This is a genomic window from Sphingopyxis panaciterrae (assembly GCF_011762125.1).
GTDB lineage: Bacteria > Pseudomonadota > Alphaproteobacteria > Sphingomonadales > Sphingomonadaceae > Sphingopyxis > Sphingopyxis panaciterrae.
The window spans coordinates 70,867-92,377 of sequence record NZ_JAASQN010000006.1 but is presented as its reverse complement, the minus strand read 5'-3'; the positions used below and the strand labels follow the sequence as shown (position 1 = coordinate 92,377).

The 21,511-nt window shown below is 65.0% G+C and carries 21 protein-coding genes; 9 read left to right on the top strand and 12 right to left on the bottom strand.

What is annotated here, in order from left to right:
* Window positions 1-30: 30 nt before the first annotated feature.
* Window positions 31-366, top strand: coding sequence for an ArsR/SmtB family transcription factor (locus FHR22_RS18470; protein ID WP_166945159.1), 336 nt, complete (start codon window positions 31-33; stop codon window positions 364-366).
* 359 nt (window positions 367-725) lie between these two features.
* Here FHR22_RS18470 and FHR22_RS18465 read toward each other — a convergent pair whose 3' ends face one another.
* The 3 genes from FHR22_RS18465 to FHR22_RS18455 form a co-directional block, all read right to left on the bottom strand.
* Window positions 726-2,570 carry a M2 family metallopeptidase gene (locus tag FHR22_RS18465; RefSeq protein WP_166945158.1) on the bottom strand — a complete coding sequence of 615 codons (1,845 nt, stop codon included), beginning with the start codon at window positions 2,568-2,570 and terminating at the stop codon, window positions 726-728.
* Between the two features lie 75 nt (window positions 2,571-2,645).
* Window positions 2,646-3,410, bottom strand: coding sequence for an alpha/beta fold hydrolase (locus tag FHR22_RS18460; RefSeq protein ID WP_166945157.1), 765 nt, complete (start codon window positions 3,408-3,410; stop codon window positions 2,646-2,648).
* A 42-nt stretch (window positions 3,411-3,452) separates the two neighbouring features.
* Complete coding sequence (locus FHR22_RS18455) at window positions 3,453-4,100, bottom strand: 2-hydroxychromene-2-carboxylate isomerase (RefSeq protein ID WP_166945156.1); 648 nt, start codon at window positions 4,098-4,100, stop codon at window positions 3,453-3,455.
* Window positions 4,101-4,232: 132 nt separating this feature from the next.
* On the opposite strand from FHR22_RS18455, the gene FHR22_RS18450 reads away from it, so the two are divergent.
* Genes FHR22_RS18450 through FHR22_RS18440 form a run of 3 tightly spaced genes read left to right on the top strand, consistent with a single transcriptional unit; the run spans window position 4,233 to window position 7,445 of the window.
* Window positions 4,233-4,682: a MarR family winged helix-turn-helix transcriptional regulator gene (locus FHR22_RS18450; protein WP_166945155.1), complete on the top strand. Its 450-nt coding sequence runs from the start codon at window positions 4,233-4,235 to the stop codon at window positions 4,680-4,682.
* The gene (locus tag FHR22_RS18445) at window positions 4,682-5,815 is read left to right on the top strand and encodes an HlyD family secretion protein (protein ID WP_166945329.1); all 1,134 of its coding nucleotides are present in this window, start codon (window positions 4,682-4,684) and stop codon (window positions 5,813-5,815) included. Before FHR22_RS18450 ends, FHR22_RS18445 begins: the two co-directional genes overlap by 1 nt.
* Before the next feature lie 40 nt (window positions 5,816-5,855).
* A complete protein-coding gene (locus FHR22_RS18440) occupies window positions 5,856-7,445 on the top strand; it encodes an MDR family MFS transporter (protein ID WP_166945154.1) in 1,590 nt (529 codons plus the stop codon).
* Window positions 7,446-7,591: 146 nt separating this feature from the next.
* Here FHR22_RS18440 and FHR22_RS18435 read toward each other — a convergent pair whose 3' ends face one another.
* Window positions 7,592-7,789, bottom strand: coding sequence for a DUF1192 domain-containing protein (locus tag FHR22_RS18435; protein ID WP_166945153.1), 198 nt, complete (start codon window positions 7,787-7,789; stop codon window positions 7,592-7,594).
* A gap of 140 nt (window positions 7,790-7,929) precedes the next feature.
* On the opposite strand from FHR22_RS18435, the gene FHR22_RS18430 reads away from it, so the two are divergent.
* Window positions 7,930-8,928, top strand: a complete 999-nt coding sequence (locus tag FHR22_RS18430; RefSeq protein ID WP_341786856.1) for an NAD(P)H-quinone oxidoreductase — start codon at window positions 7,930-7,932, stop codon at window positions 8,926-8,928.
* 60 nt (window positions 8,929-8,988) lie between these two features.
* Here FHR22_RS18430 and FHR22_RS18425 read toward each other — a convergent pair whose 3' ends face one another.
* Window positions 8,989-9,135, bottom strand: a complete 147-nt coding sequence (locus tag FHR22_RS18425; protein WP_166945152.1) for a DUF4177 domain-containing protein — start codon at window positions 9,133-9,135, stop codon at window positions 8,989-8,991.
* A gap of 11 nt (window positions 9,136-9,146) precedes the next feature.
* Window positions 9,147-10,280, bottom strand: a complete 1,134-nt coding sequence (locus FHR22_RS18420; protein WP_166945151.1) for a dipeptidase — start codon at window positions 10,278-10,280, stop codon at window positions 9,147-9,149.
* A 247-nt stretch (window positions 10,281-10,527) separates the two neighbouring features.
* Here FHR22_RS18420 and FHR22_RS18415 point away from each other — a divergent pair, with 247 nt between their 5' ends.
* The 3 genes from FHR22_RS18415 to FHR22_RS18405 are packed head-to-tail and all read left to right on the top strand — an operon-like array spanning window position 10,528 to window position 13,271.
* Window positions 10,528-11,157 carry a DUF1013 domain-containing protein gene (locus tag FHR22_RS18415; protein ID WP_166945327.1) on the top strand — a complete coding sequence of 210 codons (630 nt, stop codon included), beginning with the start codon at window positions 10,528-10,530 and terminating at the stop codon, window positions 11,155-11,157.
* Window positions 11,158-11,160: 3 nt separating this feature from the next.
* Window positions 11,161-12,300: an MBL fold metallo-hydrolase gene (locus tag FHR22_RS18410; protein WP_166945150.1), complete on the top strand. Its 1,140-nt coding sequence runs from the start codon at window positions 11,161-11,163 to the stop codon at window positions 12,298-12,300.
* A complete protein-coding gene (locus FHR22_RS18405) occupies window positions 12,297-13,271 on the top strand; it encodes a TraB/GumN family protein (protein ID WP_243853844.1) in 975 nt (324 codons plus the stop codon). The genes FHR22_RS18410 and FHR22_RS18405 overlap by 4 nt, the downstream gene beginning before the upstream one ends.
* Here FHR22_RS18405 and FHR22_RS18400 read toward each other — a convergent pair.
* Entirely contained in the window at window positions 13,243-13,518 is a 276-nt protein-coding gene (locus FHR22_RS18400; RefSeq protein WP_166945149.1) for a hypothetical protein, read from the bottom strand. The genes FHR22_RS18405 and FHR22_RS18400 overlap by 29 nt on opposite strands.
* Before the next feature lie 130 nt (window positions 13,519-13,648).
* Here FHR22_RS18400 and FHR22_RS18395 point away from each other — a divergent pair, with 130 nt between their 5' ends.
* Window positions 13,649-14,830 (top strand): DUF481 domain-containing protein, encoded by a 1,182-nt coding sequence (locus tag FHR22_RS18395; protein WP_341786852.1) that lies wholly within the window; start codon window positions 13,649-13,651, stop codon window positions 14,828-14,830.
* Between the two features lie 388 nt (window positions 14,831-15,218).
* Here the strand turns inward: FHR22_RS18395 and FHR22_RS18390 are convergent, their stop codons facing one another.
* From FHR22_RS18390 to FHR22_RS18370, 5 genes are all read right to left on the bottom strand, one after another.
* Window positions 15,219-16,715, bottom strand: a complete 1,497-nt coding sequence (locus FHR22_RS18390) for a M20/M25/M40 family metallo-hydrolase (protein ID WP_425057479.1) — start codon at window positions 16,713-16,715, stop codon at window positions 15,219-15,221.
* 123 nt (window positions 16,716-16,838) lie between these two features.
* Entirely contained in the window at window positions 16,839-17,324 is a 486-nt protein-coding gene (locus FHR22_RS18385) for a hypothetical protein (RefSeq protein WP_166945147.1), read from the bottom strand.
* Between the two features lie 85 nt (window positions 17,325-17,409).
* Window positions 17,410-18,945: a M20/M25/M40 family metallo-hydrolase gene (locus tag FHR22_RS18380; protein ID WP_166945146.1), complete on the bottom strand. Its 1,536-nt coding sequence runs from the start codon at window positions 18,943-18,945 to the stop codon at window positions 17,410-17,412.
* Window positions 18,946-19,194: 249 nt separating this feature from the next.
* The gene (locus FHR22_RS18375; RefSeq protein WP_166945145.1) at window positions 19,195-19,485 is read right to left on the bottom strand and encodes a GIY-YIG nuclease family protein; all 291 of its coding nucleotides are present in this window, start codon (window positions 19,483-19,485) and stop codon (window positions 19,195-19,197) included.
* A 290-nt stretch (window positions 19,486-19,775) separates the two neighbouring features.
* The gene (locus tag FHR22_RS18370; RefSeq protein ID WP_166945144.1) at window positions 19,776-21,299 is read right to left on the bottom strand and encodes a fumarate hydratase; all 1,524 of its coding nucleotides are present in this window, start codon (window positions 21,297-21,299) and stop codon (window positions 19,776-19,778) included.
* Window positions 21,300-21,511: the final 212 nt, after the last annotated feature.

Sequence of the window (21,511 nt, the reverse complement as noted above, 5' to 3'; positions counted from 1 at the left end):
TTCCCTGCCATTATGTTATATATTTATAACATGTCAATCCACGAAGAATATGACAAGATTTTCAAGGCTTTGGCTTCGCATGTCCGCCGCCAGATCCTCGACACGCTCAAGGATCAGCCGCTCACGACGGGCACGCTGTGCGGCAACTTCATGCATCTCGACCGCTGCACGGTCATGCAGCATCTGAAGGTGCTGGAGGATGCAGGCCTGATCATCGCCGAACGCCGCGGCCGCGAGCGCTGGAACCACCTCAATGCCATGCCGATCCAGGATATCCACGACCGCTGGATCGGCCCGCACGCCGCCGCGGCAACCGCGAAGCTCGCGCGGTTCAAACGGTCGGCCGAGACGCGTTCGGAGGGTTAGGACTGCGTCGATATTGGGGTGTGAAGCGGACGTTCGCGACCTTTTGTGTACCCCGGTAAAAGCCGGGGCCCAGGGCGTTAGAAAGCTGGCCTTGCGTAAATAGGCTCTGGGCCCCGGCTTTCCCGGGATACACAGCATTATGGTTGCTTCCGGCCCGTTTCCCGCACCCTCTCCCTTCGTCATCCGGGCTTGACCCGGGATCCCGCTTTTTGAGGCCACCCGCTGTTTTGGAAATCAAGCGGGACCCCGGATCAGGTCCGGGGTGACGAAGATGGAAATGTCAGCTCCCGGCCGAAAGCCGACATTTCGACGGGGCCGCAGCCTCCGTAACCGGGCGCCGCCGAACCGTCGGGGCGCGCTCACCACCCTTGCGGCTTGCCCTTGTTCTGCTCGTCGAGCCACGCCTTCAGCGGCGCGAAATAGTCGGCCATCGCCTTGCCCGACATCTCGCGATTGCCGGTGAAGGCTTCGAGCGCCTCGGGCCACGGCTTCGACGCGCCCATTTCGAGCATCGCGTTCAGCTTCGCGCCGACCTCCTTGTTGCCATAGAAGGAACAGCGGTGGAGCGGCCCGGTCCAGCCCGCCTGCTTGCACGCCGCCTCGTAGAACTGGAACTGCAGGATGCGCGCGAGGAAGTAACGGGTGTAGGGGGTGTTGCCCGGGATGTGGAACTTGGCGCCGGCATCGAAGGCGTTCGCGGGGCGCTCGGCGGGCGGGGTGATGCCCTGATATTGCAGGCGAAGCTGCGTCCACGCCTTGTTGTAGTCGGCGGGCTTGATCGTGCCGTCGAAGACGCCCCAGCGCCAGCGGTCGACGAGCAGGCCGAACGGCAGGAAGGCGACCTTGTCCATCGCCTGGCGCAGCAGCAGGCCGATGTCCTTGTCGGCGCTCGGCACCTTCGCCTTGTCGAGCAGGCCGATGTCGACCAGATATTGCGGGGTGATCGACAGCGCGACGAAATCGCCGATCGCCTCGTGGAAGCCGTCATTGGCGCCGTTGAGGTACAGGAACGGCTGCTTGTTATACGCGCGCTGGTAATAATTATGCCCCAGCTCGTGGTGGATGGTGACGAAATCGTCGGCATTCACCTTGATGCACATCTTGATGCGGATATCATCCTTATTGTCGATATCCCACGCCGAGGCGTGGCAGATGACCTCGCGGTCGGCGGGCTTCACGAACTGGCTGCGCTTCCAGAAGGTTTCGGGCAGCGGCGCCATGCCGAGCGACGAATAGAAATTCTCGCCGGCCTTGACCATGTCGAGCGGCTTCTTGCCCTGTGCCGTCAAGAGGTCGCCAACGTCATAGCCGAGGTCGCCCGACCCCGCGGGCGTGACGAGCGGATAGATATTGCCCCATTCCTGCGCCCACATATTGCCGAGCAGGTCGGCGCGGATCGGCCCGGTCTTGGGCTGGACCGCATCGCCATATTTCTCGTTCAGTTTCCAGCGCACATAGGTGTGGAGCGCGAGATAGAGCGGCTTTACTTCCTGCCACAGGCGTTCGGTGGTCTTCGCGAAATCCTCGGGCGACATGTCGTAGCCCGACCGCCACATCGCGCCGGTGTTCGCAAAGCCCAGTTCCTTCGCGCCTTCGTTGGCGATGCCGACCATCTTCGCATAGTCGTCCTTCATCGGCGCGCCGACCTTGTCGTGCCAGCTCGTCCACATTTCGGCGAACTGCGCGGGCGTGTTCTTGAGGTCGCCCATCTCGGCCTCGATGTCCGATCCCGAGATTTCCTTGCCGTTCAGCGTGCCGCGGCCCTTGCCATATTGCGATTGGAGGCTGGTCGCGATGTTGTTGAGTTCGGTCGCGGCGCCGGGCTTCGTCGGCGCGGGCAGGACAAGCCCGGTGCGCAGGATGTCGAGCTTGCGCCTGGTGTCGGGGCTGAGGCCCGCGACATCCTTGTACTTCGCCGCCTCAAGGGCATATTTGACCGACTTTTCGGTGCCGACCGCGTTGATCCGTGCCGCCATCGCGTCGGTATCCTCGGTGATATAGGTCGCGTTGACCCAATTCACCTGGCTGCCCTCGACCGTATAGTCGAACAGGTCCTTTTCGGCGGCAGCGATGAAGGCGTCGGCGTCGGCCGCGGTCGGCTTTGCCGCTTTGGCGGCCGGGGCGTCCTTCTGCGCCTGGGCGAAAGCGGGGCCGGCAACCGCGAGCGACAGGGCAAGCGATAGCGTTGAAATCATGGCTTTCATGGGGGTGCGTCCTCTGATTTTCGATGGCGCTCTGTGGCGCGATGGCGGGCAATCTGAACCGCCGTCGCGGCCGGGTCAAGCGGTCACAAATGCAACGATCGCTTCGCCCAGCTCGGGCTCGGTCACGCTCGACATATGCGTGCCGGGGATCGTCACCAGCCGCGCATCGGGCAGCGCCGCGGCCAGTTCTTCGGCCGATCCATTATCCTGGTCCTTGTCACCGCAGACGAGCAGCACCGGCATCGTCAGCGCGGCGAGCATGTCGGGGGTCGTATCGGTGAAGCTGTCGAGCAGCAGCGACGCCGCGACGCGGTCGACCTTCATCGTCTTCATGAACTGGATCGACAGCCAGGTATCGTCGCCGCGCTTCGCCGTTTCATATTCGGCGATGACGCGCTGGAAGAATTGTCCGCGCCGCTGCCAGCCGGCCAGTCCCGCGAGCCCCATGCCGCCCAATATCAGCCGCCGCGGCCGCATGCCCGCGACCACCGCGCGGACGCTCGTCCGTGCGCCGAGCGAGAAGCCGCCGAGATCGAAGTCGGTCAGCCCCAGATGCGCGACCAGATCTTCCAGGTCGTGTACCAGCACGTCGGGCGGGTAATTTTCGGGCTCGTGCGGTGCTGCGCTTGATCCATGGACGCGCAGGTCGGGCATGATCACGCGGTGCCCCGCCGCCGCGATGCGCGCCGCCGTGCCGAATTTGATCCAGTTGACCTCGGCGCTCGAAAACAGGCCGTGGAGCAGCACCAGCGGGCGGCGGTTGCCCGTTTCGGGCCCCATCTCGCGCCAGGCGAGGCGCACGCCGTCGCGCGCTTCGAAAAATTGCGGTTCGATCGTCATGCGCGGCCTATGCGCCTTTGGCGCCGGGTTGGGCAAGGCCGATCAGCGCGGCTGCAGCCCCTTCTGTTCCATCCGCCAGCGCGCCATCTCGATCCGGTCCTGCCCGAAAAAGGGCTCGCCGTCGAACACCAACGTCGGCACGCCCCAATGCCCGGCGATCTCGAGCGCCACCTGGTTGGCGGCGAGTTCGGTATCGAGCGCGGCCGCATCCGCCTCGGCTTCAGCGTCGAGTATGGCGAGGTCGAGCCCCGCCCGTTTCGCGGCGCCCGCGAGATGATCGCCGAGATGCCAGTCCTGCGCCCCGCCCCAGATGAGCTGGGCGACCTCATGCGCGAAGGCGAGGCCCTTGCCGCGCCGCGCCGCTGCCTGTCCCATGCGCGTTAGCCGGTGGATATAGGGCTGTTCGGCGGCGATCGCGCGGGTGGTGAAATCCTGGACGATCGGGTCGGGGCGCGGCGGGCCGAACGGGATGCCGTGAAACTGCGCGACGCGGATCATGTCGCGCATCGTGTAACTCAGCCAATTGGGGTGGTTGCGTTCGAAGAAGTCGGGCTGGCGAATCGCCAGCGGATAGACGGGGCGCAGGTTGATGACGACATCGTGGCTCGCCGCGAGGGCGCGGTAGCGGCCGATCGCGAGATAGGAATAGGGCGAGCGGAACGACCAGAACAGGTCTGCGGCGAGACTCATGGCGGCATCCTGCCCAAAAAAGAGCATCGGGCGCAAGCGTTGCCGCGATGTTTTTGCGCCGAAGTGGAAGTTGTCGAAGGTGCCACGCAGCGTGGCTTGTCCATAGTAGCAATTGCTATTATATCGCATGCCATGAGCGAGACGATCGGCTTCCTGCTGAACGACACGGCGCGGATGTTCCGTCGCGCCTTCAACGCGCGCACGCGCGACAGCGGGATCACCGCGCTGCAGTCGCGCGTGCTGACCTATCTGGCGCGTTATCCCGGCATCCGGCAGGGGCCGCTCGCCGAACTGATCGAGGTCGAGCCGATCACCTTATCGCGGATGATCGACCGGCTCGAGGAATCGGGGCTGGTCGAGCGCCGCGCCGACCCCACCGACCGCCGCGCATGGCAGCTTCACCTGACCGCGCAGGCCGAGCCCTTGCTCGATAATCTGCGCCAGACGGCGAAGGCGGTCGTCGCCGAAGCTACCGAAGGGTTGAGCGACGCCGAACGCGACGAACTGGCACGGCTCGTCGAACGCGTCCGCACCAACCTGTCCCGGCGCATGTGCCCAAAAAACCAAAAAGAGCCCATATGATGGATCAGATTTCTCCCGACCGTCCCGCCGCCGAAGAAGCGAAGCCGCCGAAGCCGGCGCCGAAGGCGGATCCGGTGCCGCCCGTCCAGACGGGTGTCGCGCCCGAACCCGCGGCGAAAGAGGCGCCGAAATGGCGAACCCGCCTGCTGATGTTCAGCGTGCCGCTGGTGCTGATCGCCGCGGGCGGATATTATTGGCTGACCAGCGGCGGATCGGTGTCGACCGACAATGCCTATGTCCAGATGGACAAGGTGTCGGTGGCCGCCGAAGTTGGCGGGCGGATCACCGAAGTTGCCGTGCGCGACGGCCAGATCGTCAAGGCGGGGCAATTGCTGTTCCGCATCGACGGCGAACCCTATGCGCTGACCGTCGCCCAGGCGAGCGCCGCGATCGACGCGGCCGAGGTCGAGGTCGGCAATCTGTCGGCGAGCGCGAACACGTCGAGCGTCGATATCGCCGCGGCGCGCGAGGACGTCAAATTTGCGCAAGTGACCTTCGACCGGCAGGCGGCGCTGATGGAAAAGGGTTTCACGACCAAGGCCGCCTATGATGCGTCGCGCCACGCGCTCGCCCAAGCGCGCGAGAGCGTCCGTCAGGCGGAAGCCGCCGCCACCGAAGCGCGCACGAAACTGGCGGCCGGGCCGTCGAGCGGGATCAATCCCCAGGTCGAGGCGGCGCGCGTCCAGCGCGCGCAGGCCGAGGTCAATCTGGGCCGTACCGAAGTGCGCGCGCCGAGCGCCGGCCGCGTCGCGCAGTCGGACCGGCTGCAGATCGGGCAGATGATGGTCCAGGGCCTGCCCGCGGTGACGCTGGTCGACACCGCGCATCCGTGGGTCGAGGCGAATTTCAAGGAAACCGACCTTGCCAATATGCGCGTCGGCCAGCGTGCCGAAATCGGCTTCGACGCCTATCCGGGGCTGAAGGTGCGCGGCCATGTGCTGACGATCGGCGCGGGCACCGGCAGCGAATTTTCGGTGCTGCCGGCGCAGAACGCCACCGGTAACTGGGTCAAGGTGACGCAGCGCGTGCCCGTGCGCATCGCCTTCGATGAAACGCCGTCGCGCGAAATGATCGCCGGGCTGTCCGCCGACGTGCGGGTGTTTACCGATGGCGGGCCGGTGGCGGGGAAATAGGGTGACTTTGACGAACCAACAACTCGTCATTGCCTGAGCCATGGCAACCCGCGCCTTTTCCCGCCGTTCCGCTGCCGCCGCGCTGCCCGAGGACGACAGTGTCCCCTTGCACGAACGCGTGCGTTACCGGGGGCTGCTGACCGTCGCCGTGATGGGCGCGTCGGTGATGCAGATCCTCGACACGACGATCGCCAACGTCGCCATTCCGCATATGCAATCGTCGCTGGGCGCGACGAGCGAGACGGTGAACTGGGTGCTCACCAGCTATATCATCGCGAGCGCCGTCGCGATGCCGATCACCGGCTGGCTGGCCGACCGGATCGGGCGCCGCCAGCTGTTCCTCGCTGCGGTCGCGGGGTTCATTATCGCGTCGATGGCGTGCGGTGCCGCGCAAAATCTGGAAGAAATGGTGGCGTTCCGCTTTCTGCAAGGGATCAGCGCCGCCTTCATCGGGCCGCTATCGCAGTCGGTGATGCTCGATATCAACCCGCCCGAACGCCATGCGCGCGCCATGTCGATCTGGGGCATGGGGATCATGGTCGGGCCGATCCTCGGACCGATCCTCGGCGGCTGGCTGACCGAGCAGGCGAACTGGCGCTGGGTCTTTTACGTCAACCTCCCCGTCGGCCTGTTGACGCTGGCGATGATGTGGGCGTTGCTTCCCGCGACAAAAACGACGCGCCGCCGGTTCGACCTGTTCGGCTTTTCGATGCTCGCGCTGGGGCTCGCGGCGCTGCAGCTGATGCTCGATCGCGGGGCGAATCAGGACTGGTTCAACAGCATCGAAATCTGGATCGAACTCGGCCTGTGCCTTGCCTGCCTGTGGATGTTCATCATCCATCTGCTGACCGCGCGCGCGCCGCTGTTCAACCGCGCGATGCTGAACGACCGCAATCTCGTCACCGCGATGGGATTCATGATCGTGATCGGCGTCGTCATGTTCTCGTCGATGGCGCTGCTGCCGCCGATGTTGCAGCGGCTGTTCGACTGGCCGGTGATCGACACCGGGCTGGTGCTTGCGGTGCGCGGCGTCGGCATCCTGCTGAGCATGTGGGTCGCGGGTCAGTTGCTCGGCAAGATCGATGCCCGCTGGATGGTCGGCACCGGGCTGATCGTCGCCGCCTACTCGCTGTGGCAGATGAGCCATTGGTCGCTGATGATGGGCAGCTGGCCGGTGGTGGTCAGCGGGCTGGTGCAGGGGGTCGGCATGGGGCTGATCTTCATTCCATTGAACACCATGGCCTTTGCGACGATCCCGCCGCAATATCGCACCGACGGGTCGAGCCTGCTCAACCTGTTCCGCAGCGTCGGGGCCTCGGTCGGCATTTCGGTCGTCACCACGCTGCTCGGCGTGAACACCCAGACGAGCCACGCGGATCTGGCCCAGCATATCACCAACTCTTCGGTCAGCCTGCTCGACCCGTCGACCGCCGACCGTTTCGGCATCGTCGGCGACACGGCGCTGGCGATGGTCAATGCCGAGATCAACCGGCAGGCGGCAATGGTCGCCTATATCGACGATTTCTGGCTGATGATGTGGATCACGCTGGCGTCGGTGCCGCTGGTCATGCTGCTGCGCCCGCCCAGGCCGGGGGCGCAGGCGGCGTCGGCGGCTGACATGGGGCATTGAGGTTGATGGGGCGGCGTGTCAAGATCGCGTCGCCCCCGCGCAGGCGGGGGCCGCTGGCAACCTTGTGCTAGGCCGATGGCGGCCCCCGCCTGCGCGGGGGCGACGATTATTTGGCCAGCATCCGCTCCCAGCCGGAACCCGCCCGCCTACCCCTTTTTGAACAACGCCTCGGCGACCGCCTTGTGGCTCGACGCGGCCGCCCGGTGCGCCTTGACGCGTTCGATCTCGGCTTCCAGCACCGCAATGCGTTCGCCCAGTTCGTCGACCGACAACGGATCGAGCGGCTGCCGGGTCAGTGCCGCGAGCACATCGTCGCGGCGGCGGGGAAGGTCGTCATCGTCCATGGCGTATCCTCTCTCGCCAGTCGGTCCGGTCCTGGCCCTGATTTGAAGCTGCGCGACTGTTGACCCGCGGCCTTGCACTGTCAATAAGGCGTGCCGAGGGACCAGCGCCGGACTTTGGCGTGGAAAGTGGGGGATTTAGCGTGACCAGCGTGCCGACCAGCATGACCGCCATCGCGATAAGCGAGGCCGGGGGACCCGAGGTATTGCAGCCGGTGGAGCGGCCGGTGCCGCAGCCGGGGCCGGGCGAGTTCTTGATCCGCGTGGCGGCGGCGGGGGTCAATCGCCCCGACGTGCTGCAGCGCATGGGCTTTTATCCGCCGCCGCCGGGGGCGTCGGACCTGCCGGGGCTGGAGGTTGCGGGGACAATCGTCGCGGTCGGGCCGGGCGGCGACAGCGAGCATCTGGGGCAGGCGGTCTGCGCGCTCGTCGCGGGCGGCGGCTATGCCGAATATTGCGTCGCGCCGGCGGGAAGCTGCCTGCCGGTGCCGAAGGGCTTTTCGATGGCCGAGGCGGCGGCGCTGCCCGAAACGATCTTCACCGTGTGGCATAATCTGTTCGAGCGCGCCTGGGTGCTCGAGGGCGAGACGGTGCTCGTCCATGGCGGCACCAGCGGTATCGGGACGACGGCGATCGGGCTGTGCAAATTGTTCGACATCAAGATCATCGTCACCTGCGGCAGCGCCGATAAATGCGACGCGGCGCGCGCGCTGGGGGCCGATCTGGCCATCGATTATTCGGCCGAGGATTATGTCGAGGCGGTGAAGAGCTTCACCGGCGGCCGCGGCGTCGATGCGGTGCTCGACATGGTCGGCGGCGATTATGTGCCGCGCAATCTCGCTTGCCTTGCCGACGACGGGCGCCACGTCACCATCGCCTTCCAGCGCGGGGCGAAGGTCGAGATCGATATTTCGCAGCTGATGCGCCGCCGTCTGACGATGACCGGATCGACGCTGCGCGCGCGTAGCGCCGACTTCAAGGCCGCGCTTGCCGACGAGATTCACCGGACGCTGTGGCCGCGTCTCTCGGAAGGCGCGTGGAAGCCCGCGATGGACCAGAGCTTCGCGCTCGCCGAAGCGAGCGCCGCGCACGCACGGATGCAGGCGGGCGACCATGTCGGGAAGATCGTGCTGACGATCTGATCTCGATCGGCGGCATCCCGAAATATCCGCGAACCTGCCCCTGCGCGGCGCGCGGCGCGATCAGGATCGTATTGCGCGCTTGAAAAAATAATGAAGCACGAAATGCGCAGGGGAGACGACGGCGACAAGCTCCCAGCCTTCGGCTCCCAGCTTGTTCAGTTCGCTGTCGTCCACGGCGTTCTGGATCGTCAGATATTCCCAATACATCGTCTCTCCTATCAGCCGACGACGTCGGCGATGATGCGCAGCCAGTTGCCGCCGAGGATCTTCAGGATATCGGCTTCCTTGTAACCGCGCTTGATCAGGCCGGCGGTGGCGTAGCGCCATTTCTTCGCATCGTTCATGCCCTCGGTGCCGAACGGATAGCGGAAGCGGTAGCTCGACTTGAAATAGGGTTCGCCATAGGCGTCGAGGAATTCCTGCTTCTGCTTCGGGTCGGTCGGCCAGCCGCGGATCAGCGTGTCGGTGCCGAAGCCGACATGGTCGACGCCGACCAGCTTGACGATATGGTCGACGTGATCCAGCCAATCCTCCATCGTCACCGGGAATTCGCGCTTCACCATCGTGTTGACCGTGGTCAGTCCCATCACGCCGCCCTTCTTTGCCAGCGCGCGAATGATCTCGTCCGACTTGGTGCGCGGATGCTCGTTGAGCGCCGCACAGTTGGAATGCGAGATGATCGGCGGGCGCTTCGAATAGGTGATCGCGTCCATCGTCGTCTGGGCGCCCGAATGCGACGAATCGACGAGAATGCCGACCTCGTTCATCCGGTGCACCGCGGCGATGCCGAAGTCGCTGAGCCCGGCATTGGTGCGTTCGGTCGATCCGTCGCCGAGCAGGTTGCGTTCATTATAGGTGACCTGCATCGTGCGGATGCCAAGGCCGTGGAACATGTCGATATTGTCCAGCTCGCCGTCGATCGGCGCGTTCTGGAAGTTGAGCATCACCGACGTCTTGCCCGCTGCCTTGGCGGCGCGGATGTCGGCGGCCGAGCGCGCCGGGGCGATGATCGTGCTGTTCTCTGCGATGAACTTGTTCCACGCCACGCAGTCGGCGATGCCGTTGTCGCGGGTGAAGCCGTTCATCATATAGCTGCCGCGCGGGCTTTCGGGCCGCCGCACGCCGAGCGTGGTGCTCATCGTGGTGAGCCCGCTCTGCTTGATCTGCTCGAGCCCGCTGGCGTCGCGATATTCGTCGCACAGCATGTCGATGACGATCGCTTCCTGATAAAGCGCGTCGGCGTCTTTCATCAGCGGTGCGACGTCCGTCGCCTTGCCGAGCGCGGGGAGGGCCCACGCGAACGCCGCCATCGCGCCGCCGCCCCGAATGATATCGCGCCTGCTGATCGTCATCGTCCTCACCTTTCCCGTGTTTCGAGCCGGCCTGGCGGCTTTCGTCTTATATATCGAATTTAGTATACGATATATCGGTGATTGCCTAGGGGGTATGAAGTCCGGCGGGCGAGCGAAGCGCTGGGGCCTTGCCGCAATGGGCAATCCGGTTTACAGCGCCCACCATATTCGGCCGCCCCGCGAGGGGCGGCCCTTTCATTTCCGCTTGGAGAAACCAGCCATGGCCAATGTCGATGCCACCCCGCTGATGCCGCACGCGACCGCCGCCTGGCTGGTCGATAACACCGGCCTCACCTTTGTCCAGATCGCCGAATATTGCGGCATCCACATCCTCGAGGTCCAGGCGATCGCCGACGAGACCGCCGCGACCAAATATACCGGCCGCGATCCGGTGCGCGCGCACGAACTGTCGATGGACGAAATCGAAAAGGGTCAGAAGGACCCCAATTACAAGCTCAAGATGAGCAAGCAGGCGCAGGACACGATCCGCCGCACCCGCGGCCCGCGCTATACGCCGGTCAGCAAGCGCCAGGACAAGCCCGACGGCATCGCGTGGATCCTGAAGAACCACCCCGAAGTGTCGGACGGCGCGATCGGCAAGCTGATCGGCACGACGCGCAACACGATCGGCGCGATCCGCGACCGCAGCCACTGGAACAGCGCCAACATCGTGCCCAAGGATCCGGTGACGCTGGGCCTCTGCTCGCAGCGCGAACTCGACGCGCTCGTCGCCAAGGCGGCGAAGAAGGCGGGCATCAAGGCGCCCGAGGACAGCCGTTTCGAAGGCGACCGCGAAGCGCTGCTCGAAGAATTGCGCGCCGAACGCAGCGCCGCCGCCGAAGCGCGCGCCGCCGAAGAAGCCGACGGCGAAGCCTGACGCATGGCAAGCGGCGACGAGGATGATATTCCGGCGGCCAGCGGCTCGCCGGACGCTTCGTTGACGCAGGACGACAGCTTTACCGCGACAAGCCGCGCCGGGCTCACCTATCCGTGGGGCGATGCCGCGCCGGGGGCGGGCGAGACGATCCGCATCGCGAACGGGATCAGCTGGGCGCGCATCCCGATGCCGGGGTCGCTTGGCCATATCAACAGCTGGCTTTTGGACGATACCGCCGAGGATGGCGGCGAGGGCGTCGCGGTCGTCGACACCGGCGTCTGCCTGACCATCTGTTCGGACGCATGGAAGGCCCTTTATGCCGGGGCGCTCAAGGATGTGCCGGTCACGCGCGTTATTGGCACGCACCTGCACCCCGACCATATCGGCCTGGCGGGATGGATCGCGAAGAAGAAGGGCGTCCAGCTGTGGATGACGCGCGGCGAGATGCTGACCGCGCGGATGATCGTCGGCGACGCGAGCGAGACCGTGCCCGACGAGGCGCTGGTCCAGTCGCGCGCCGCGGGCTGGAACGAAGAGCAGATAGAGGCGCAGAAAAACGGCGGCTGGGGCCGCTTCGGCCTGGTAACCTATCCGCTGCCGCGATCCTATGTGCGGATCAAGGACGGCGACGTGCTCGACATGGGCGCGCACCGGTGGCGTGTCGTCGTCGGGTCGGGACATAGCCCCGAGCATGCGTGCCTGTGGAACGAGCGCGAGGGCGTGCTGGTGTCGGGCGACCAGGTGCTGCCGCGGATCAGTTCGAACGTATCGATCAACATCACCGAACCCGATGCCGATCCGCTGGGCGAATGGCTCGAATCGATCGACAAGCTGCTGGGCGCCGTGCCCGGCGATGTCACCGTCTGCCCTGCGCATGGCGAACCGTTCAAGGGTCTCCACGTGCGGTTGATGGCGCTGCGCGACGAGCATCGCATGCGGCTTTATAATCTGGCCGAAGCGATCGCAAAGGCGCCGATGCGCGCGGTCGAAAGCTTTCCCCTGCTGTTCAACCGGCCGATCGGCCCCGAACAACTCGGCATGGCGACGGGCGAAGCGCTCGCGCATCTGAAGCGGCTCGAGGTCGAAGGCCGCGTGCAGCGCGAGGATCGCGACGGGGTGTGGTGGTACCACGGGGTCGCATGAGCCTGATCCAAGCCTTGATGCTTGCCGCCGCGACGGCGACCATGCCGCCTGCCGGTGCGGCTGCGGCAGAGACGCCCGCAGCGGACGCGAGCGACGAGATCGTCGTCACCGCGCGCCGGTCGGGCGCGCCGATGTGGACGATCCCGACGAAGGCCGGTGTCGTCATCCTCGTCGGCGAGATCGCCGAGGTGCCCAAGGCGACGCCATGGCGCCCCGAACGGCTGGAAGGCGCGACCGACCGCGCGCAGCGCGTCATCCTCGGCACCAAGGCGAAGGTCTCGCCCGGCGACATATTGCGGCTGATCTTCAAGGGCGGGGCGCTGACCAAATTGCCGAAGGGGCATGTCGCCGCCGACTATCTCGACGCGCGCCAGATGCAGCGGCTGCGCGCGCTCGAAACGCGGTTCGATCAGGATTATGCGCGTTCGAATTTCCTGATGACGGCGTTCGACCTGCTGTCGAAGCGGCTGGCGTTCAACAAGGACACCGCCGACGACGCGTCCGACGTCGTGCGCAAGGCGGCGCGCCAGTCGAAGATACCGACGCAGCCCGTCGGTGAGGTGCGCGGCGAGGATATGCTCGACAATCTGTTCGCCGCGCCGCCCGAAACGCATATCGCATGCCTCGACGCGGCGATGGCGGCGACAGAGGCGGGGGGCGATGTCGTGACCGACCGCGGCCGGGCGTGGACCGAATTCGATGTGCCGGCGGTGATGGCCAATCCGCTCGAGGAAGCGCTGGGGCGCTGCTGGCCGTGGACCAACGACGGCTTCGGCGCCGCGATCCGTCAGCAATGGGTCGGGGCGATCAACGATGCCGCGGCGCAGCCCGGGGTCACGCTGGCCGTCGTTCCGTTGCGGGTGCTGGCCGAAAAGGACGGCGTGCTCGACCGGCTGAAGGGTCAGGGACTGGCGATCAGCGGGCCCGTGTGGCGCGCGGGCGTCATTTCGGCCGGTTCATCACCCAACTGAACGCCATCGCGTTGAAGATGGTATAAAGGCCATAGACCATCAGCGCGGTGAACCAGTTCCGCGTCGCGATCGCCATCGCGCCGACCAGCAGCAGATATTCGAAGACGTAGGTGATGTTGGGACCAACCCTGTCGGCCATCGGTTTCACCATCTGCTGTACGAGCGGATCGTCACTTTCCATGAACGCGCGGTGCATCGCGAAATTGCCGATGCCGGCGCAGAAAATGGCGAAGAGCGCGATGTACATGGGTTTGCAAATGGGGCAGGCGGGGTGGAAATGCCAGTCTCTTTGGGGTTATAAGGCACTCGCAGCGGCAACAGGTCGCGCCCGACGTTCGAACGAACCCGATCCTGCCCCCCAGAGAAGGACATCTTCGGTGAGACCTCTCCCCCGCCTGGCCGTGCTTTGCCTGCCGTTTGCCTTCACCGCCCAGCCGGCGCTTGCGTCGCAGGAGCCGGCCGATCCGTCGCAGCCCAATCCCGCGCTGGTCGATCCGCTGATGGTCAATCCCATTCCGACGATGCTGATGCCGTCCGACCCGCCGCTGCCCGATGCGGTGCGCGCGATGATCGACGCCGCCTTCGCGGGCGGCGAGGATGTCGAAGTCGAAGCGGTGCTCAAACTCTCCCGGATGACCAATCCCGGCAGTCTGCGCGAAATCAACGCGATGGTGGCTTATTATCAAAGCGCGCAGCCGCCGGCGGCGGCGCCCGACCCGGTGCGCGACATGCTCGCCGCCGCGATGGCGAGCGGCAAGGATGGCGATGTCGAGGCAGTGGCCAAGCTGGCGAAGGCCGCCAGCCCCGACCTGGCGGCGGACATCGACGCGCGGGTCGTCGCCTATCGCGCCGAACGGCAGCGGCTGAAGGACGAGGCGGCGGCCGCGGCCCGCGCGAAACTGGCGGCCGCGAAAATCTGGCAGAACTGGAAAGGCGAAGGCCAGATCGGCGCGACGCTGGCCAGCGGCAACACCAGTTCGAGGGGGCTGAGCGCCGGGCTTGCCCTCGCGCGCAAGGGATTGGACTGGAACCATCGGTTCCGCGCGCAGGCCGACTATCAGCGGACGAACGGGCGCACCTCGGTCGAGCGTTTCCTGGTCGAGGTCGAGCCGCAATATAAGGTCAGCGACCGCGCCTTCGTCTATGGCCTGACCCGCTGGGAGCAGGATCGCATCCTTGGTTATGACACGCGATGGAATGTGTCGGGCGGTCTCGGTTACAAACTGATCGACAAGAAGACGATGTCGCTCAGCCTGAAAGGCGGGCCGACCTGGCGGTATACCGATTATCTGAGGGGCCCTACCGATAGCGAATTGACCGGGCTGGCGGGGGTCGATTTCGGGTGGCAATTGTCGCCCGCCCTGCGGCTGACGCAGGTCGCATCGACCACCGTCGGCGAACGCAATACCGCGGCGAGTTCGCTGACCGCGCTCAGCGCCAAGCTGACCGGCGCCCTGTCGGCGCGCCTCGCCTATTCGGCCGAACTCGACACCAATCCGCCGCCGGGGATCGAAAAGGTCGATACGCTGACGCGCTTTACTTTGGTGTACGGGTTTTAGGGTCAGGACCCATTGATTGCAGGTTCGACGTCGCTTCGCGATTTGACCGATTTTGCGCATGGCGTCGTCCGAAAGTCTTGAAATATCGACATATTTCTACACCTTGCCTCCTCGCCCTGAGCAAAATCGCTTCAAACCTCGAACCTGCAATTAATGGGTCCTGACCCTAAGGGGTGGTGGCTGTGTCCGGCCGTTAGTTGCCGTTCCATTCATCGTCACCCCGGACTTGATCCGGGGTCCCGCTTGATCTCGAAAACGGCTGGCGCCTCCAAAAAGCGGGATCCCGGGTCAAGCCCGGGATGACAAAAGGGTTAGGAAATAGCCGCCAAATCCGTTGGCGGCGGCGCGGCCGGCGTCAATCTAACGATCTCCCGCCAAGGATGGCTCCCTATTTGATCGCGGCGAGCGTGTAGAGGAATTCGGCATAGCCGATCGTCGCGTCAACGAGCCCCGCAACCTTCGGGTTCGTCGAATCGATCAGATAATATTCGTCGGGGGCGTGCGCGCCCGAACCATGGCCGATGCCGAAATGCCCCGCGGGGATCGACACCGGCGGTGCGGTGAAGGTCGCGCCGGGCCAGCTTCCCGCCATCCGCGCATTGAGGCTCGCGTGCACGCCAAGCCGCTTGTAGGTCGCCAGTTCGGCGCGGACGAGGCTGCTCTTTTCGTCGACCTCGGTCGGGTCATAGCCACCCGACACGTTCATCTCGACATCGGTGAAGCCATGTTTGTCGAGATGCGCGCGCAGCTTCTTCTCGGCCTCGGCGCGCGTCTGGTTGGGGACGAGGCGCAGGTCGAGCTTGGCGACCGCGCGGCCGGGCAGCACCGTCTTGCCGCCAGGGCCGGTATAGCCCGCGACCAGCCCCTCGATATTGACCGTCGGTTCCTGCGCCAGGCGGATCAGCGCGTCGTCGTACGACAGATTGTCGATCCAGTGGGTGACTCCGAGCGCCGCCTTCATCTGTGCTTCGTCGTTGTCGGCCTTCGCCGCTTCGCGGATCAATGTCTTCTCGCGTTCGGTCAGCGGGCGGACATTTTCGAACCAGCCCTCGATCGCCGGCTTGTTGCCATCGGGGGTCACCAGCGTCTGCAAGGCCTGCACCAGCCGCCATGCGGGCGAATCGACCATCGCCTTCAGGCTCGAATGCACATCCTTCTTCGGCCCGCGGCCCCATTTCTCGCCGCTGGCGACGAGTTCGAGTTCGATGATCCCCTTCGATCCCAGATTGACCGCGACATTGCCGCTGCTGTCCTGCCCCGACATCGGGATGAAGATGCCGTCGCATTTCTTGAGTGCGGCGAGGATATTGGGCTTGGTCGCGATCTGGCGGAAATGCGGCGATCCGATTTCTTCCTCGCCCTCGCAGACGAGGACGATGTTGACCGGCAGCCCCCGCCCGGCGGCGCGGATCGCGTGGAGCGCGGCGAGGAAGGTCGCCTCGGGGCCCTTCTGGTTCACCGCGCCGCGGCCCATGATCGACTGGCCGAAGCCGGGGCGGTCGACCATCTTGCCCTCGAGGGGCGGCGACGACCATTCAGCCGGGTCGAACTGTTTGACGTCGTACATGAAATAAATGCCGAGCGTGCGCTTGGCGCCGGCGTCGATCGTCCCGAACACGCCGGGATGGCCGTCGGTCGGCACGATCTCGACATTGGTGAAGCCCGCATCCCTTGCCAGCTCGGCCATATAGGCGGCGCCTTCGGCCATGTTGCGGTTCTCGGCGGCGATCGAGGGAAGGGCGATCCAGTCGCGGATGCGCTTGATCGATGCGTCCTTGCCCGCTTCGGCGGCCTTGCGGATATCCGCCATCGATCCCGATTGGGCGAGCAGCGGCAACGGTTGCATGAAGGCGGCGCCGGCGCCCAGCATCGCGGTGCCGCGCATGACGTCGCGGCGGTTCAAGCGGTTCAAATCATGGAATTCCATCGTGCGTCCCCTGCCTGGTTCATATGCGAAGCAATGTGCCGATCCCGTTAGGAAACGCAAGCGCGTGGCGGGGACTTACCGTTACGTGAGCGGACGCGCGTCGATTTCGCGGGCGAGGAAGGCGAGAATCTTCGCCTTGTCTTCTTCCGGGGCGGGCTGGGCGCGAAAGGCGGCGAGGCCGGCGAAGATCATCAGGAGCGGGATGCCGGCGAAGAAGGTCGCGAACAACCCGGCGCCGGGGATATAGATAAAGGCGAGGATGCCGCCGATGACGAACAAGGACAGGAAGCCGACCCAGATATAGGGGAAGTAGCGCGCCCCCGGCGGCGTGCCGAAGGTGCCGGTGATCCGCGTGCCGCCCTTGTACGAGTCCATGGCGGCGGTGAGCACGGGCTCCATATTGGTGCGCGAATTGCGCTGGCGGTAGCGCAGCGTCATGTCGCGCTCGCTGCCCTTGCCGAAGACGCGGGCCTTCGCGCCCGGCATCGGGTCGTCCATGATCCGCTTGAGCGTGCGCGCGATCTGTTCGGGCGCATGGGGCGAATAAAGGTCGATGGCTTCTGGCATGGGCCGGCGTCATTCTCCGGGTCGGGTGACACGGAGAATGAACGAAAGCCCGGCCGGCGCAAGCCCCTCGCGCACCGCCGCTATGCTATTTGACCGCCGCGAGCGTGTAGAGGAATTCGACATAGCCCATCGTCGAATCGACGAGCCCCGCAACCTTCGGATTGATCGAATCGATCAGATAATATTCGTCGGGGGCGTGCGCGTTGCCGCCGGTGCTGAGCCCGAAACGGCCGACCGGAACCGATACCGGCGGCTGGGTGAAGGTGCCGCCGGGCCAGCTTCCTGCGAGGCGGACGCTGAGGTTCGGCCGGATGCCGAGCTTTTTATAGGTCGCGATTTCGGCGCGGATCAGGCTGCTGTTTTCGTCGGTTTCGGTCGGATCATAGCCGCCCGAGATGTTCACCTCGACGTCGTTGAAGCCGCGTTTGTCGAGGTGGGCGCGCAGCTTTTGCGTCGCTTCGGCGCGCGTCTGGTTGGGGACGAGGCGCAGGTCGAGCTTGGCGACCGCGCGGCCGGGCAGCACCGTCTTGCCGCCGGGGCCGGTATAGCCCGCGACCAGCCCTTCGATATTGACCGTCGGTTCCTGCATCAGCCGGACCATTGCATCCTCGAGCGAGAGATTGTCGATCCAGTGGGTGACCCCCAGATCGTCCTTCATCTGCGCTTCGTTGGTGGTTTTGATCGCGTCGCGGATCATGGCCTTTTCGCGCTCGGTCAGCTTGCGGACATTTTCGAACCAGCCGTCGATCGCCGGGGTGTTGCCGTCTGGGGTGACGAGCGTCTGGAGCGCTTGCACCAGCCGCCAGGCCGGCGAATCGATGATCGCCTTCAGGCTGCTGTGCACGTCCTTCTTCGGCCCGCGTCCCCATTTCTCGCCGCTCGCGACCAGTTCGAGTTCGATGATGCCCTTGGCACCGAGTTCGATCGTCGCGCCGCCGTCCATGTCCTGCATCGCGGTGGGCATGAAGACGCCATCGCATTTCTGGAGCGCGGCGAGGACATTGGGCTTGGTGACGAGCTGGCGGAAATGCGGCGAACCAATCTCTTCCTCGCCTTCGCAGATCAGGACAAGGTTGACGGGCAGCTTGCGTCCCGCGGCGCGGATCGCGTGCATCGCGGCGAGGAAGGTGCCCTCGGGGCCCTTGTGGTTCGCGCTGCCGCGCCCGACCATCGTCAGCCCGAGATTCTTGCGTTCGACCATCTTGCCTTCGAGCGGCGGCGACGACCATTCGGCGGGGTCGTACTGCTTGACGTCGTACATGAGGTAGAGGCCGAGCGTGCGCGGCGCGCCGACATCGAGGGTGGCGAAGACGCCCGGATGACCGTCGGTCGGCACCACTTCGACGTGGGTAAAGCCCGCATCCTTCGCGAGTTCTGCGAAATATTTCGCGCCCTCGGGCATGTTGCGGTCCTCGGCCGCGATCGACGGAAGGGCGACCCAGTCGCGGATGCGCTTGATCGACGCTTCCTTGCCGGCGGCGGCGGCTTTGCGGATATCGCCGAGCGATCCCGCCTGCGCGAAGAGCGGCAGCGGCTGGATGAAGGCGGCGCCCGCCCCCAGCATCGCGCCCCCGCGAATGATGTCGCGGCGGTTCAGTCGATCGAAGTCGCGAAAGTCCATCTGGCGTCCCCCTTATGATTTGGAATTGGGGGGCGTTTTCGAACGCGCGGGCGCGGAAGGCAACGCGACAATGCCTATGGCTGAGGCTGAGTTTGTCTTGGGGCGGGGCTGTCGGGGACTTAGATGATGTCATCCCGGCGAAGGCCGGGATCTCGCCGGCGCGGAGGTTCTGGCCGTTAGATTGAGACCCCGGCCTTCGCCGGGGTGACAGAAAAGTGAAGGTGGCGAAATGCTGTGGAGATTTTTGCACTATCCGAGCAGCGTATCGAACAGGTCACTCCACTCTGGATTGCTCTCGCCAATCAACCGTCGCTTCCAGTCGCGATGCCACTCCTTCAGAGCTTTCTCGCGCGTGATGGCTTCGTACATCGTCGCGTGGAATTCGACATAGACAAGTTTGCGGATGTTGTAGCGCTGGCAATGTGCCGAGCCAGTTCCGGCGCGATGCTGCGTCATCCGCACGGCGATGTCGCTGGTGACGCCCACGTAGAATAAGTGGTTATTGCGATTGGTGAGGATGTAAACGCAGGGTTGGCGCATCGCCCGAACCTACCCCACATCGTCATCCCGGCGAAGGCCGGGATCTCGCCGGTTCGGATGTTTCTGGCCGTGAGGGCGAGACCCCGGCCTTCGCCGGGGTGACGGATAAAGTTGAAAGCGCAGCTTGCGATTCCGCTGGCTGCAGTATTTTAGCCGTAGGGGTTCATCACGATTGCCGTTTTCGTCGCGCATTTTGTTCGGTCCCTTTTTGATGGGACTCTTTGACTAATGCGCTGCATATCAGCGCTCAAAGTTACAACCCTGTAAGAGCGCTCCTTACAAGGAAAGCCTCACGCCTTCTCCAGCAGCCCTTCGTCCTTGATCCGCTTCTGCCACAGCGCGGGGGCGTTGACGTGGACGTTCTGGCCTTCGCTGTCGACCGCCACCGTCACCGGGAAGTCCTGGACCTCGAATTCATAGATCGCTTCCATGCCGAGGTCGGCGAAGCCGACGACCTTGCTTCCTTTGATGGCGCGCGCCACGAGGTAAGCCGCGCCGCCGACCGCCATCAGATAGGCGCTCTTGTGCTTGGCGATCGATTGCGTCGCGGCGGGGCCGCGTTCGGCTTTGCCGACGCAGGCGAGCAGGCCCTGTTCGAGCATCATGTCCATGAACTTGTCCATGCGCGTCGCGGTCGTCGGGCCCGCCGGGCCGACGATTTCCTCAGCCACCGGATCGACCGGACCGACATAATAGATGACGCGGCCCTTGAACTCGACGGGCAGTTCCTCACCCTTCGCCAGCATGTCGGCGATCCGCTTGTGCGCGGCGTCGCGGCCGGTGAGCATCTTGCCATTGAGAAGGATGCGGTCGCCCTGTTTCCAGCTTGCAACCACTTCAGGAGTCAGCGTGTCCAGATCGACCCGGATCGCCGCCTTGTCAGGTGTCCAGTCGATCTGCGGATAATCTGCGAGGACGGGCGGTTCGAGGAAGGCCGGGCCGCTGCCGTCGAGCGTGACATGCGCGTGGCGTGTCGCGGCGCAGTTCGGGATCATCGCGACGGGCTTTGACGCGGCATGCGTCGGCCAGTCGGCGATCTTGATGTCGAGCACGGTGGCAAGGCCGCCGAGCCCCTGCGCACCGATGCCGAGCGCATTGACCTTTTCATACAGCTCGATGCGCAGTTCCTCGGTCGGATTGCTCGGGCCGCGCGCGAGCAGTTCGGTCATGTCGATCGGGTCCATCAGCGACTGTTTGGCGAGCAGCATCGCCTTTTCGGCGGTGCCGCCGATGCCGATGCCGAGCATGCCGGGCGGGCACCAGCCGGCGCCCATCTGCGGCACCATTTCGAGCACCCAGTCGACGATCGAATCCGACGGGTTCATCATCTTGAACTTCGACTTGTTCTCGCTGCCGCCGCCCTTCGCGGCGACGTCGATCACGACCTTGCTACCCGGGACCATCTCTACGTTGAGGACCGACGGGGTGTTGTCCTTGGTGTTCACACGGCTGAATGCGGGATCGGCGAGGATCGAGGCGCGCAGCTTGTTTTCGGGGTGGAGATAGGCGCGGCGCACGCCCTCATCGACCACCTGCTGCAAGCTGCGCGGGCTGTCGAGGCGGCAGTCCATGCCCCATTTGATAAAGACGGTGACAATGCCCGTGTCCTGGCAGATCGGGCGGTGCCCCTCGGCGCACATGCGGCTGTTCGAGAGGATCTGCGCCATCGCGTCCTTCGCGGCAGGCGACACTTCGCGTTCGTACGCGGCGGCGAGCGCACGGATATAGTCCATCGGGTGGAAATAGCTGATGTACTGGAGCGCGTCGGCGATCGTTTCGACGAGATCGTCCTCGCGGATGATGATGGTGTTCATGCGCAGTCTTTCCCCCTTTTGGCAGGATATGCGGGTCTCCCTAGACCCGGTTGGCCGCGACGGGAAGGGGGTGTGGAGCGTGATCGGCTTTAGGAACGCCACCGGCAAGGCGTTCCGGTCGCTCAACGCCAGCGAGAAATGGACCGCCGTATCGAAGGCGGTCCGCACCCCGCCCCGGCGCCTAACTTGTCGTCACATTGCGAGCGCCTTCG

Bases quoted from the DNA above. Each gene is read 5' to 3' on its own strand.
- FHR22_RS18470 (WP_166945159.1), top strand. From the start codon at position 31: ATGTCAATCCACGAAGAATATGACAAGATTTTCAAGGCTTTGGCTTCG.
- FHR22_RS18465 (WP_166945158.1), bottom strand. From the start codon at position 2,570: ATGAAAGCCATGATTTCAACGCTATCGCTTGCCCTGTCGCTCGCGGTT.
- FHR22_RS18460 (WP_166945157.1), bottom strand. From the start codon at position 3,410: ATGACGATCGAACCGCAATTTTTCGAAGCGCGCGACGGCGTGCGCCTC.
- FHR22_RS18455 (WP_166945156.1), bottom strand. From the start codon at position 4,100: ATGAGTCTCGCCGCAGACCTGTTCTGGTCGTTCCGCTCGCCCTATTCC.
- FHR22_RS18450 (WP_166945155.1), top strand. From the start codon at position 4,233: ATGAGCGAGACGATCGGCTTCCTGCTGAACGACACGGCGCGGATGTTC.
- FHR22_RS18445 (WP_166945329.1), top strand. From the start codon at position 4,682: ATGGATCAGATTTCTCCCGACCGTCCCGCCGCCGAAGAAGCGAAGCCG.
- FHR22_RS18440 (WP_166945154.1), top strand. From the start codon at position 5,856: ATGGCAACCCGCGCCTTTTCCCGCCGTTCCGCTGCCGCCGCGCTGCCC.
- FHR22_RS18435 (WP_166945153.1), bottom strand. From the start codon at position 7,789: ATGGACGATGACGACCTTCCCCGCCGCCGCGACGATGTGCTCGCGGCA.
- FHR22_RS18425 (WP_166945152.1), bottom strand. From the start codon at position 9,135: ATGTATTGGGAATATCTGACGATCCAGAACGCCGTGGACGACAGCGAA.
- FHR22_RS18420 (WP_166945151.1), bottom strand. From the start codon at position 10,280: ATGACGATCAGCAGGCGCGATATCATTCGGGGCGGCGGCGCGATGGCG.
- FHR22_RS18415 (WP_166945327.1), top strand. From the start codon at position 10,528: ATGCCGCACGCGACCGCCGCCTGGCTGGTCGATAACACCGGCCTCACC.
- FHR22_RS18410 (WP_166945150.1), top strand. From the start codon at position 11,161: ATGGCAAGCGGCGACGAGGATGATATTCCGGCGGCCAGCGGCTCGCCG.
- FHR22_RS18405 (WP_243853844.1), top strand. From the start codon at position 12,297: ATGAGCCTGATCCAAGCCTTGATGCTTGCCGCCGCGACGGCGACCATG.
- FHR22_RS18400 (WP_166945149.1), bottom strand. From the start codon at position 13,518: ATGTACATCGCGCTCTTCGCCATTTTCTGCGCCGGCATCGGCAATTTC.
- FHR22_RS18390 (WP_425057479.1), bottom strand. From the start codon at position 16,715: ATGCGCGGCACCGCGATGCTGGGCGCCGGCGCCGCCTTCATGCAACCG.
- FHR22_RS18385 (WP_166945147.1), bottom strand. From the start codon at position 17,324: ATGCCAGAAGCCATCGACCTTTATTCGCCCCATGCGCCCGAACAGATC.
- FHR22_RS18380 (WP_166945146.1), bottom strand. From the start codon at position 18,945: ATGGACTTTCGCGACTTCGATCGACTGAACCGCCGCGACATCATTCGC.
- FHR22_RS18375 (WP_166945145.1), bottom strand. From the start codon at position 19,485: ATGCGCCAACCCTGCGTTTACATCCTCACCAATCGCAATAACCACTTA.
- FHR22_RS18370 (WP_166945144.1), bottom strand. From the start codon at position 21,299: ATGAACACCATCATCATCCGCGAGGACGATCTCGTCGAAACGATCGCC.